Here is a 13,019-nt window from a genome sequence, read left to right on the forward strand (position 1 = left end):
AGCAACATATTGATTAATAGAAGGTATTTCTAGCTCTTTTCACGAGTATTTTCGTTATTTTTGTCAAAATTGCAATTCTAATGTTTCACTTACTTGACATCATCGGTACGATGGCTTTTGCCATGTCAGGCGCATTGACCGCCATGAATAAAAAACTGGATCCTTTTGGGGTTTTTATTATTGCATTTGTAACTGCGGTTGGGGGCGGAACCCTCCGAGACATTATGATTGGCAGAACGCCAGTAGGATGGATGCTTGACTTAAAATATGTTTATGTAATCATTATTGGGTTTGTTTTGGCAATACTTTTCAGAAAAAAATTCGACAAATTACGAACTTCTTTGTTTTTATTTGACACGATTGGATTAGGTGTTTTTACTTTAATTGGTCTTGAAAAAGGAATTAATATTGGGCTTCATCCAGTTGTTTGTATTGCCCTAGGGACCATGACGGCCTGTTTTGGGGGTGTGATTCGTGATATTTTGTGCACCGAAATTCCGGTTATTTTCAGAAGAGAAATTTATGCCACGATTTGTATTTTGGGCGGGATTGTTTTTTTCCTGCTTCGAAAATTGAATTTAGATAATGATATTTTATACTTAACGACTTCAATTGTTATTATTTCGGTTCGTTTTATGGCCGTAAAATTCAAATGGTATTTGCCCACTTTAGAACATAATTAAAAATTGATTACTTTCACAAAGTCTAAAATTTAACAGTGAAAAATTATTCTGTCAGACCATATCGGGAAAGTGATTATGCAAACTGGAATGCCTTTATTGGTCAGGCCAAAAATGCTACTTTTTTATTTCACCGAGATTTTATGGAATACCACAAAGATCGATTTAAGGATTTTTCGTTGATGATTTTTAACAACGAAAAACTAATTGCTGTTTTGCCTGCAAACAGAGTTGGAGACATTGTTTATTCCCATCAAGGCTTGACGTATGGCGGTCTGGCTTATTCCACGAAATTAAACGGAGAAAAAGTAGAAAATATTTTGAATTCTCTTGTGTCTTTTTTTAAAGAAAATGACGTGAAATCGTTCTATTTTAAACCAATTCCTTTATTTTATACATTAAAAGGCAATGCTGAAATGGATTTTTTTATGCTAAAAAAAGGAGCTTTTTTGGATAAAAAAGAAATGAATTTGGGCATCAATTTGTCCTTGCCTTTGACAATTTCGAAAAGTAAATTGAAGCATTTTAGAAAAATTGAAGAACTCGATTTAGAACTGGTGGAAGAACAGCAATTGGAATTATTTTGGAAATTGGTGTTAGAGCCAAGGTTGTTGGAAAAATATGACGCAAAACCAGTACATACACTAAAAGAAATTACAGCACTGAAAGAAAAATTTCCGAAAAATATCAAACAGTTTTCAGTGTATTTTAAAGACGTTATTATTGCCGGTGTAACAATTTTAGAGACGGAAACCGTTGTGAAATCGCAATATGGAGCCACCACTAAAAAAGGGGAGGAATTACGCGCGTTGGATTTTTTATTCATTAATTTGATCCAAAAATACAAGAGCGAAGGCAAACTTTTTTTTGATATGGGAATCGTAAATGAAGACAATGAAAAAGGGTATCATGCCGGACTTTTAAAACAAAAAGAAGAATTGGGTTGCTCGGTTTATAGTCAGGATTTTTATAAAATGAATCTAATATGATACCATTTCTTGACTTAAAAAAAATAAATGACCCGTATGAAACCGCTTTTCAGGAAAAATTGAAAGCAGTTTTAAATAATGGTTGGTATATTTTAGGGAATGAAGTCAAGGAGTTCGAAATCAATTTTGCTAACTATTGCGGCACAAAGTACTGTGTAGGTGTGGGAAATGGTTTTGATGCTTTAGTGTTGATTTTCAAAGGATATATTCAGTTGGAAAAATTACAAAAAGGCGATGAAGTCATAGTTCCTGCCAACACTTATATTGCGAGTATTCTATCTATTTTACAAGCTGATTTAATTCCTGTTTTGGTCGAGCCAAAGTTGGAAACCTACAACATCAATCCCAATTTAATTGCTGAAAAGATTACCTCAAAAACCAAGGCGATTCTGGTCGTTCATTTGTATGGACAATTGGCAGAAATGGATGCAATACATGAAATTGCTTTTGCAAATGATTTGCTGGTTGTTGAAGATGCGGCTCAGGCCCACGGCGCAATCAGAAATCAAGAATCAGCACCCCAGACCGCAGGTCGAACTACCGAAGTAATCAAGAATCAAAAATCAAGCGTAGCGTATAGTTTTTATCCGGGAAAAAATTTAGGCGCATTAGGCGATGGTGGCGCGGTTACAACAAATGATTCCGAATTAGCCAAAACCATTCAGTCACGGAGAAATTATGGTTCGGAAACCAAATATTACAATGATTATGTTGGTGTAAATTCAAGGTTAGATGAACTGCAAGCGGCTTTCTTAAATGTGAAATTGCCGTTTTTAGATATTGAAAATGAAAAGCGGAGAATAATTGCTAAACGTTACTTATCTGAAATTAAAAATGATAAAATAATTTTACCTTTTTGGAATTTATCTAAAAACCATGTTTTTCATTTGTTTGTCATTCGAACACAAAACAGAATAAATTTACAAGAATATTTACATCAGAATAGTATTCAAACGGTCATACATTATCCCATTCCGCCGCACAATCAAAAAGCGTTATCAGCGTGGAATCATTTGACTTTTCCTGTTTCCCAAAAAATCCATGATGAAGTATTGAGTTTGCCCATAAGCCCAGTTTTGACAATGGGTGAAGTGAGTCATATTGTTGCAATTTTAAATCAATATTAAATGGGAATAATCAGTAGAATAAAACAATTTTGCTTTGTTACTTTGCGAATCAAAAAGTATGAATTCCTTTCGGATTGCAAAAGAGTTTCGGGGAAACCAAACCTTTTCTATCCATTGCTTTTGAAAGGAAACGGGAAAATTCATTTTGGGAACAATGTGCAAATTGGAGTAATTTCTTCCCCTTACTACTTTTCTGGCTACACCTATATTGAAGCTAGAAATGGATGTAGCGAGATCAATATAGGAAACAACGTTGCTATTAATAATGCTTTTTCGATTGTTTGTTTTTCTAAAGTTACCATCAAAGACAATGTTTTGATCGGAGGAAACTGTTCTATTATAGACAATGATGGACATGATTCGAACATTAATAAAAGAAATCAAGAAAATCCAAATTCTTTTCCAGTTTTTATTGGTGAAAATGTTTTCATTGGATCAAATGTTACTATTTTAAAAGGAGTTGAAATAGGGGATAATTCGGTAATAGGAAATGGTTCTGTAGTGACTAAAAATATTCCCAAAAATGTTATCGCCGCGGGAAATCCAGCAAAAGTAATAAGAGATTTATAATGTTGAAATTTATAAAACAAAACGCACTTTTAAAAGTAGTATCTTTTAATTCTGTTTCGGTAGCGGTGAGTTTTGTTTTGGGAATTATATCCACCAAGATCGTGTCAGTATATTTAGGAACTTCCGGAATGGCATTATTAGGGAGTTTTAGAAATTTCACAGCGATGATGAAGTCCGTTGCTACATTAGGCATCAACAATTCCTTCATAAAATTATTCGTTGAAAATAAAGACGATAAGAAAGAATTAGGCGTTATTTATGCTACTTTTTTATGGTTTTTCCTCATCGTTTCTGCACTTTTGGCTTTATTTATTTTAGCATTTGCTAATAGTATTTCCGAATTTTTATTCTTCACCAAATCGTTTGCTTACCACATTCGTTTTTTTGGATTGCTGCTGCCTTTAATCGTTATCAATACATTTTGGATGGCAATTTATAACGCTTTAGAAAAGTATAAAAAAATTGTTATCCTCCAGATTTTTTCGAATGTGCTGATTTTTGGTTTTACCACTTTTTTAATAGTGAACAAAGCTATAAATGGAGGATTACTGGCAGTAGTTTTAGGCGAATTACTCATGGTAATAGTGACATTTGTATTTGTTTTAAAAGACAAAAGCAGTTATTTCAAATTCAGTTTCCAAAAAATTTTAAAAAAGAAATACTTGAATGTCATTAAGAAATTTTCTTCGATGGCATTGTTAAGTGCTGTAATTGCTCCTGCAACATTAATGCTTATCCGGAATTTCATTATTGAAACGCATTCCATTCAAGATGCTGGAATTTGGGATGCAACCAATAAATTTTCCAGTTTTTATATGTTGGTTTTTAGTTCTGGATTATCATTGTATTACATGCCTAAATTAGCTTCTTTGACTACCGATGAAGATTTTAAAATGGAATTGAAATCCTATTTTAAAGTTTTCGTTCCGCTGTTTTTGACGGTATTAGTAGCTGTTTTTTTGTTGAAAGGGATTATATTGGATCTCGCTTTTACGGTAGCATTTTCAAAAGTAAATGAGGTGTTGATTTGGCAACTTTTAGGCGATTTTTTAAGGATAATGACATTGGCTTTTGGATATCAAATCGTTGTAAAAGCAAATGTTAAAAAATATTTTATTCTTGAAATAGTTTTCAATGTATCGTATCTTTTATTGTCTTTTTATTTGGTGCCACTTTTTTCAATTGAAGGAGCTTTGCAGGCTTATTTTTGTGCGAATTTAATTGTGTTTATTTTAATTTTATGGATGTTTAGGAAACTGTTTTTAAATTCCAAGCTTCCAAATACTGACTTGCAATACTAATATATTCATGCTCTTTCTCAATGAATGCTCTGGCACGTTTTCCAATAACTACAATGGATTCAGGGTTTTCAATTAAAAAGGAAAGCTCGTATATTAAAGAATCAACATCTGGCAGCGCATTTATATTAATCCGTTCCTTGAGATTGTAATGTTCCATGAATTTCTTTCCACCACCTGTAAAAACTACTTTTCCTTTTGCCATAGCTTCCAATGCATTGTAGCCCTGATCATCAGCATAAATTTGGTCCAAAACGATTTGTGCGGAATTGTATAAATTTATATATTCGGAGTAAGGAAGGTTTTCGGTGATAATTACAGCTACTTTTTCAGCATATTTTTCCTGAATAATTTTCAACGCTTTTTCAAAATAAGAAATTCCTTTTTTAATGTAACTGGCGCGATTTATACCAAGAAAAATAACGATTTTATCATTCATTTTTTGTTCTTGAAATTCAATCTTTCTTATGTTCACGGGATTTGGAATGAAATGAACAGAATAGCCCATTTTTTCCACCGGAATTTTATAATCTAAGTCGGAAGCAATTAGGTTTTGGCAGTTTTTTACCAACCAATCAAATGTTTTTCGATAATTTTTGGTGGTGTACTTTAATGGATATTCAAAATGTTTTTTTAATGAATTATCTTTAAAATAAGGAGTCAGAATGCTGTAATCGGATTCTTTTTTTAGCAAATAATCGATAACCGGGGTTTCATCACCACAAATTAACAAGCTCCGATTTTTAATTTTTTTGAATATTTTTTTATAAAGAAATCGAGACAAAAAAGGGAATGTTTCAATAGCATCAGAATTAATAAGTTGTACGTGATCGAAGTTTTTTAATTGAGACAATAGTAGATAAAAACGAAGACCTCGTTCGAATTTTTCTGAATCGATTCCAATGAGTTTATAAATGACATTTTTGATCTTTCGAGGCAGCCAATAACCGGATAAAAAGGAGGAATGAAACGAATAATCAGAATCGTATTTTTTAAAATGGTCTCCTGATGACAATAAAATTACTTCATGCCCCAACACTACCAATCCTTCTTTTAAAGAATTATGCAATCGACTGTATTCGCCAATCAAAAGTATTTTCATTTACAAAGCTGAATTATTTATATTTGTGTAAATATAGTAACAAATTGATAAAAGAATTTAAAAAAGGAGATCTGGAAATAGTATTGGCTACAATGAATAGGGCTTCTTTGGATTTTTTGATTCCTATGTTTCCTTTCAGTCATTTTTCGGAATTTCCAATTTTAATTATCAATCAAACCTCAGAGAATACGCTTTTGGTTTCAGAATTTCCTTCCGTCAGAATTGTGAATTCATTTGAAAAAGGGTTGTCAAAAAGCAGGAATTTGGGTTTGCAAAATGCGCATGGAAAACTTGTTTTATTGGCCGATGACGATGAGGTTTTCAAAGAGGATTTTGAAAACACTATTCTGGAAGCGCACAACAATTATCCTGAGGCCGTCAGCATTTGTTTTGCAATTGAAGATTCAAATGGTTTATTGTTTAAAAAATATCCTTCTCAGATAAAAATGCAATTAAATAATCTGGATGTTTTTAGTATTTTATCGATTGAAATAACTTTAAAAAGAACGATTTTTAATTCATTCAACAATAATTTTGACACTAACTTTGGGCTCGGAAGTTCCTTTATGATGGGAGAAGAAACTATTTTTTTATCCGATTTGAAAAAGAAAAAACAGAGTATAATCATTGTACCAAAGGTCATTGCCATCCATTCGGAGGTTTCAACAGATGATAAATTAAATGTTCAACATCGATATTATATTCAAGGTGCTTTTTTTACTCGGGTTTCAAAGAATAATTATCTAAATTGGATTTTCTTGAAACTTTTTTTTGATTTGAAACAGAATAGAATAAAAATAGATCAAGTTTTCGCTGCTTTGAAAAGTGCAAGAAAAGGAAAAGAAGATTATCAACAAATTACTAAATGAAAACAACTCTTGACGCCATACAGCTCCTAAAAATCCCCGTTGTAGAAGATACGCGAGGAAATTTAGCGTTCATTCAAAAGGATTTTTTGCCATTTGAGTTCAAGCGTGTGTATTATCTTTTTGATGTGCCAAGCAACGCTTACAGAGGCGGGCATTCACATATCCTTCAGCAAGAACTTTTAATTGCTTTGAGTGGAAGTTTTGAGGTTGTTCTTCAGGATGGTGCTGTAAAAAAGTCATTTGTATTGAATAAGCCAAATGTTGGATTACTGATCCCAACAGGGATTTGGAGAGAATTGCAAAATTTTTCCTCGGGAGCCGTTTGTTTAGTATTGGCATCGGATATCTTTGAAGAAGCCGATTATATTCGGGATTTTGATACATTTTTGGAGTCAAAAAAATGAAGCTTCTCTACATTGTTCCCAATATAAATAACGAAGGCGGAGTTGCCAGAGTACTTTCGGTAAAAACGAATTATCTAATAGAAAAATTTGGATATGAAGTACATATTTTAACCCAAAATGAAGGCTTTTCTCCTTTGTTTTATTCTTTTAATTCTACTATTTTTTATCACGATTTGCTATTAAATGGTAGCTTTTTTCAGTTTATTAATTCTTTTTCAAAAGGGTTAAAAAGTAAAATTAAAATCATTCAACCGGATGTTATCATTGTTTGTGATAACGGTTTAAAAGCCTATTTAGTTCCTTTTATTTTAAACACAAACACGCCGATTATTTTTGAGTGCCACAGTTCTAAATATATTGAGGAAAAAGAACCAACAAAATATTTTGTTTCGACAAAAATTAAAATACTTTTCAAAGGATTAGCTGCTAAAAGGTTTACCAAGTTTGTTGCCTTGTCAAAGGAGAGTTTGGAAGAATGGAATGTGAAAAATGGTGTTGTAATTCCAAATCCATTATGGTTTGAAACAACTACTTTTTCTGATTTAAAATCTAAGAAAGTAATTGCTGTGGGACGTCATTCTTATGAAAAAGGATTGGACAGAATGTTACAAATTTGGCAAAAAGTGATTCAAAAACATTCAGATTGGACTCTTGAAATTTATGGAAAATCGACTGAAAACAACAATTTAAGATTGTTGGCTGAGGATTTAAATATTTTGAATAATGTTTTTTTTTATGAACCGGTTCAGAATATTAATGAAAAATATTTAGACGCTTCATTTTATTTAATGACGTCTCGGTTTGAAGGTTTTGGAATGGTCTTAATTGAGGCGATGGCTTCTGGATTGCCCTGTATAGCCTACGATTGTCCGTGCGGACCAAGAGCAATAATTTCTCAAAACGAAGACGGCTTTTTGATCGAAAATGGCAATGAGTCAGATTATATAAAAGCGATTGAGACTTTAATAAAAAATGCGGCATTAAGAAGAGAAATGGGAAAAAATGCAAAATTAGCCAGTGAAAAATACAATATCGATGCTATTATGGAAACTTGGAACCAATTAGTTATTGGAATCAAAAAGAATTAATTTTTCTGATTTATTGAGCATAAATAACCCACTCGAAACCAATTGAAAAGAACTAAATTAGGATTGTTTCCAGTCAAATTTTGTACTAGATATTTTTCAAAAAGGGTATGAATTTTTGAAATAATAAAAGAGGATTTTGTTCTTTTTAAAAAGTGATACAATTGTAATAATCGCACAAACTCAATAGTGATTTTATTCTCTTTATATAACAAAATCAAATTTTCTAAAGACTCTTTGGTTTTATTCAGATAAACTAAATTAGTATCAATATCGCCATGTTCAACTGGATTTTCAATATGATTTATCTTCACTTGTAATAAACTCAATTGATACGAAAGTAGGGTGTCATCATGACCGTATTTTTTTGTGTCTTTATCAAATTTTACTTTTTTGAAACAGTCTTTTTTAATGATGGTATTATTAAAAAGCACCGATTGATACGGTTTTTTCTTTCGGTTTTCAGAAGATTTGTCCTCAATAAATCTTCCGTATTTCCAACGTAGTTTTTGGTTGTCGGAAGGGCATTTTTCAGGATGCAACCTGCCGCCATAAACAATATCAAAATCTTGGAGATTATCAATATATTTTTTTATGTAATGCTCATGAATAATTATAGAGTCCCCGTCGATAAAAAGCAAATAATCAAATTTTGCGTGCTCAGCGAGGGAGTTTCTGTTTTTACGATGTGCTAGATTTTCTTTTAAGGAGACAAAACTGCAATTTGATAATGCATTTACGTTTTCATTAAAAACATTCAAACTTGATTGTGAAGCGTCGTCTTGGCACAAAATTTCAAACGTTATTCCGCAGTCGAAGCATTGTTTGTATAACTCCGAAACCAGCGGATAAACATTGTAATTATAAACCGGAATTAGTATCGAAAGCATTACGCTGTTCGCTGCTGAATCACTTCAAAAATTTTGGAGTCTTCACATTTTAATGTTTTTGAAGGGAATTTCATTAACAGTGCATAATCGTGTGTTGCCATAATAATGGTTTTTCCATTGGCATTGATTTTTTTCAGGACTTCCAATACTTCGGCACTTGTTTGTGGATCTAAGTTTCCTGTTGGTTCATCCGCAAGGATTAATTCAGGATCGTTCAGCAAAGCGCGAGCGATGGCTACACGTTGTTGTTCTCCTCCAGAAAGTTGATGAGGCATTTTTTTGCCAAAATCTTTCATTCCCACTTTATTCAAAACTTCGTCGATCTTATTTTGCATTTCTACGTTGTCTGTCCAGCCAGTTGCTTTTAGAACAAACAACATATTGTCGTTTACCGTACGGTCCGGAAGTAATTTGAAATCCTGAAAAACGATTCCAATCTTTCTTCTTAAAAACGGAATGTCATCTTCCTTTAAGGTGGCTAAATCAAAATCTACTATTTGACCTTCTCCGTCAGTTAAAGGTAAATCACCATATAAAGTTTTCATTAAGCTACTTTTTCCGGAGCCTGTTTTTCCAATGATGTACAGGAATTCACCATGTTTTACCTCCAAGTTTACCTCTGTTAAAATAGTTTTTTCTTCTTGATAAATAGTTACATTTTTTAAAGACAGTACGGATTGTGACATAATTTGCATTTGTTTATTGGGTAAAAGTAAGAAGATAACGCTTCCATTCAAAATAAATTCTATTCTATTAGGTAGAATTTAAAAAATTACAAACATTACGAAAAACTGGCGCGGCTTGATTTGATTAATCATACGCAATGTCGCTTTAATTGCAAACTGTGAAAAAAAATCATAATAAAAGCCAAAACGGATTCGTTATAGAGTTCAGAATACAATACATTTGAATTATTAAAATAAAATCGCAATGCAAAAACTTTCCTGGGGCTATTTTTTATCCTTTTTTATTATAACGGCCAGTATTTCGGCACAAAAATCAACTATTTATACTCACGATTCTAAAGATTTTAATAAAGCGGTTTCTTTATTCAAAGATGAGCAATATGCATCGGCGCAACTTATTTTTAATAAGGTGAAGGAAACTGCAGCTACTGAAGAATTGAAATCAGATTGTGCCTATTATGCCGCTAATTGCGCCATTCGAACCAATCAGTCCAATGCGGATGAATTGATGGAGCAATTTGTTTCAGATTATCCTACGAGCGTAAAGCAAAATCAGGCGTATATTGAGGTGGCACATTATCATTTTAACCAAGGAAATTATCCGCAAGCGTTACAATGGTTTGATAAAGTAGACGAAAGCAGTTTAAGCAGAAAAGACCAAGATAAATTCAATTTCCAGAAAGGTTATAGTTTTTTTAATGCCAAAAAGAAAAAGGAAGCTACAGTATATTTGAATAAGGTCGTTAATTCTGCCGAATATGGTTCTCAAGCCAAATATTATTTGGGATTTATGGCCTATGAAGGAGATGATTACAAGCAGGCAACGAAGTATTTTGACGAAGTTTCGGGCGAGGAGAAGTACAAAGAAAAGCTTTCCTATTATCAGGCAGATATGAATTTTAAGCTGGGGAATTTCCAAAAAGCAGTTGATTTGGGGCAGAAAGCAATGGCTAAATCAACTCCTTTGGAAAAATCAGAACTAAATAAAATCATTGGTGAAAGTTATTTTAATTTAAAAAAATACGATACTTCAATTCCATATTTAGTAGATTATAAAGGAAAAAAAGGGAAATGGAGTAATACTGATTTTTACCAATTGGGTTATGCGTATTACAAACAAAAAGATTTCGAAAATGCGATTTCGCAGTTCAATAAAATCATTGGAGGGAAAGATTTAGTAGCACAAAATGCTTATTATCACTTGGGAGAAAGTTACCTGAATACTGATAAAAAGCAACAAGCCTTGAACGCATTCAAAAATGCATCGGAAATGAGTTTTGATGCTGCCATTCAAGAAGACGCCAGCTTGAATTATGCTAAGTTAAGTTATGAATTAGGGAATTCGTATCAAAGCGTTCCTTCGGTTCTGCAGGCTTTTTTGAAAAAATATCCAAATAATGAAAGCCGTTCTGTGGTGGAGAAATTATTGATAGATTCATATATTTCTTCTAAAAACTACAAAGAAGCTTTAGTTTTATTGGAAAAAAATAAAGCGCCGGAAAACAAATTAGCGTATCAAAAAGTACTTTTTTATAGAGGTTTAGAATTATACACTGATGAAAATTATCCGGAAGCATTGAAGATGTTCACAAAATCCGTAAGCGAACAAAAAGATTTTGTTTTTACGGCTCGTGCTACTTTCTGGCAAGGCGAAACGGAATATGTCTTGAATGACTTTAAAGACGCTTTATTAAGTTTCAAGCAGTTCATTGGTTCAAACCAAGCCGCAACAACACCGGAATTTAAAAACAGTAATTACAATATTGCGTACACGTATTTTAAATTGAAAGAATACGATCAAGCAGGTGATTATTTCCAAAAACAAATAGAAAAAGCGCCTTCAGATAAAGTACGTTTGAATGATTCGTATTTGCGTTTGGCGGATTGCCGTTTTGTGACTTCAAAATACGGTCCCGCAATGGAGGCATATACTAAGGTAATCGAATCTAAAAGTGTAGATGCGGATTATGCGTATTTCCAAAAAGCAATTTCCTATGGATTTATGGCTAAAAACGATAAGAAAATTGATGAGATAAATGCTTTTTTACAATTGTATCCAAAATCAGAATACAGGGACGATGCGCTTTTTGAATTGGCAAATACCTATGTTGCTGAGAATAAAAATGAACTTGCTGTAAAAACATACGACCGATTAAATACGGAATTTAAAAAAGGATCTTTCACTTCCAGATCTATTTTGCGTCAGGGATTGGTTTATTATAACACTGATAAAGACGAGCAGGCATTGTTGAAATTTAAAAAAGTTGCGGCTGATTTTCCTAGAACTCCGGAAGCTTTAGAAGCGGTTGCGACTGCTAGATTAATTTATGTCGACAATGGTAGAGTAGATGAATATGCAACTTGGGTTCGAACATTGGATTTTGTTGCGGTAACGGATGCAGAATTGGACAATGACACGTATGAAGCCGCTGAAAAACAATTTCAACAAAACAATACCAAGCAGGCAATTGCAGGATTTAGCGGTTATGTAAACCAATTTCCTCGCGGAATTCATGCTTTGAAAGCTAATTATTACCTCGCACAATTGTATTATGCTGAAGGGTCAGAAAGCAAATCGACTCCTAATTATGAATATATAGTTGCACAATCCAGAAGTGAATTTACAGAACAATCGTTGTCAAGATTGGCTCAAATATTCCTTAAAAACAAAGAGGATCAAAAAGCAATTCTGATTTTGACTCGTTTAGAAAATGAAGCAGATACTTCTCAGAACAAAACATTTGCACAATCGAACTTGATGAAATTGTATTATGATAAAAAAGATTATCCGAATTCAGTTATTTATGCCGAGAAGGTTTTGATGAATTCAAAAACAGATGATAATGTAAAAAGTGATGCACAAATTATCATTGCACGTGCGGCAATTGAAACGGGTGATGAAGCGAAGGCGAAAGTTGCTTATGCAAAATTAATGACGATTGCCAAAGGAGAATTAGCAGCTGAAGCATTGTATTATGATGCTTATTTTAAAAATAAAGACGAAAAATTTGAAGCTTCCAATACTGCAGTTCAAAAATTAGCGAAGAATTATTCCAGTTATAAATATTTTGGAGCCAAAGGATTAGTCTTGATGGCGAAAAACTTTTACGGACTGAAAGACAGTTATCAGGCAACCTATATTCTAGAAAATGTAATTCAAAATTTCACTGATTTTCCAGCTGTCGTTTCAGATGCACAAAGAGAATTGAACGCTATAAAAGCGGAAGAATCCAAAACAAATTCATCGATTACAAAATAAAAAATCAAGGTTTGGAAGTTGGAAAACAACTTAAATCAAGCGTAAATTTTTAAATAATCG

The 13,019-nt window shown here is 32.8% G+C and carries 12 protein-coding genes; 9 read left to right on the top strand and 3 right to left on the bottom strand.

Going from position 1 to position 13,019, the window contains the following annotated elements; translation table 11 throughout:
- Positions 1–80: 80 nt before the first annotated feature.
- From ACP7AQ_RS06810 to ACP7AQ_RS06830, 5 genes are read left to right on the top strand one after another with little or no spacing between them, the layout of a single operon-like run.
- Complete coding sequence (locus ACP7AQ_RS06810) at positions 81–683, top strand: trimeric intracellular cation channel family protein (protein ID WP_426094914.1); 603 nt, start codon at positions 81–83, stop codon at positions 681–683.
- Between the two features lie 35 nt (positions 684–718).
- On the top strand, positions 719–1,669 hold the full coding sequence (locus tag ACP7AQ_RS06815) for a FemAB family protein (RefSeq protein ID WP_426094915.1): 951 nt from the start codon (positions 719–721) through the stop codon (positions 1,667–1,669).
- Complete coding sequence (locus ACP7AQ_RS06820) at positions 1,666–2,796, top strand: DegT/DnrJ/EryC1/StrS family aminotransferase (protein ID WP_426094916.1); 1,131 nt, start codon at positions 1,666–1,668, stop codon at positions 2,794–2,796. The genes ACP7AQ_RS06815 and ACP7AQ_RS06820 overlap by 4 nt, the downstream gene beginning before the upstream one ends.
- On the top strand, positions 2,797–3,366 hold the full coding sequence (locus tag ACP7AQ_RS06825) for an acyltransferase (RefSeq protein ID WP_426094917.1): 570 nt from the start codon (positions 2,797–2,799) through the stop codon (positions 3,364–3,366). It begins immediately after the preceding gene.
- Entirely contained in the window at positions 3,366–4,667 is a 1,302-nt protein-coding gene (locus ACP7AQ_RS06830) for an O-antigen translocase (protein WP_426094918.1), read from the top strand. Before ACP7AQ_RS06825 ends, ACP7AQ_RS06830 begins: the two co-directional genes overlap by 1 nt.
- Here ACP7AQ_RS06830 and ACP7AQ_RS06835 read toward each other — a convergent pair.
- Positions 4,615–5,766, bottom strand: coding sequence for a glycosyltransferase family protein (locus ACP7AQ_RS06835; protein ID WP_426094919.1), 1,152 nt, complete (start codon positions 5,764–5,766; stop codon positions 4,615–4,617). The two genes, ACP7AQ_RS06830 and ACP7AQ_RS06835, sit on opposite strands and share 53 nt — an antisense overlap.
- Positions 5,767–5,810: 44 nt before the next feature.
- Between ACP7AQ_RS06835 and ACP7AQ_RS06840 the strand changes: the two genes are divergently transcribed.
- The 3 genes from ACP7AQ_RS06840 to ACP7AQ_RS06850 are packed head-to-tail and all read left to right on the top strand — an operon-like array spanning position 5,811 to position 8,127.
- Positions 5,811–6,635: a glycosyltransferase family 2 protein gene (locus tag ACP7AQ_RS06840; protein WP_426094920.1), complete on the top strand. Its 825-nt coding sequence runs from the start codon at positions 5,811–5,813 to the stop codon at positions 6,633–6,635.
- Entirely contained in the window at positions 6,632–7,039 is a 408-nt protein-coding gene (locus ACP7AQ_RS06845) for a sugar 3,4-ketoisomerase (RefSeq protein WP_426094921.1), read from the top strand. The genes ACP7AQ_RS06840 and ACP7AQ_RS06845 overlap by 4 nt, the downstream gene beginning before the upstream one ends.
- Complete coding sequence (locus ACP7AQ_RS06850) at positions 7,036–8,127, top strand: glycosyltransferase family 4 protein (protein ID WP_426094922.1); 1,092 nt, start codon at positions 7,036–7,038, stop codon at positions 8,125–8,127. Before ACP7AQ_RS06845 ends, ACP7AQ_RS06850 begins: the two co-directional genes overlap by 4 nt.
- Here the strand turns inward: ACP7AQ_RS06850 and ACP7AQ_RS06855 are convergent.
- Entirely contained in the window at positions 8,124–9,014 is an 891-nt protein-coding gene (locus ACP7AQ_RS06855; protein ID WP_426094923.1) for a glycosyltransferase family 2 protein, read from the bottom strand. The two genes, ACP7AQ_RS06850 and ACP7AQ_RS06855, sit on opposite strands and share 4 nt — an antisense overlap.
- Entirely contained in the window at positions 9,014–9,700 is a 687-nt protein-coding gene (locus tag ACP7AQ_RS06860) for a cell division ATP-binding protein FtsE (protein WP_426094924.1), read from the bottom strand. The genes ACP7AQ_RS06855 and ACP7AQ_RS06860 overlap by 1 nt, the downstream gene beginning before the upstream one ends.
- Positions 9,701–9,944: 244 nt before the next feature.
- On the opposite strand from ACP7AQ_RS06860, the gene ACP7AQ_RS06865 reads away from it, so the two are divergent.
- A complete protein-coding gene (locus tag ACP7AQ_RS06865) occupies positions 9,945–12,959 on the top strand; it encodes a tetratricopeptide repeat protein (protein WP_426094925.1) in 3,015 nt (1,004 codons plus the stop codon).
- Positions 12,960–13,019 lie beyond the last annotated feature (60 nt).

Source organism: Flavobacterium sp. DSR2-3-3 (genome assembly GCF_049896585.1).
Taxonomy (GTDB): domain Bacteria; phylum Bacteroidota; class Bacteroidia; order Flavobacteriales; family Flavobacteriaceae; genus Flavobacterium.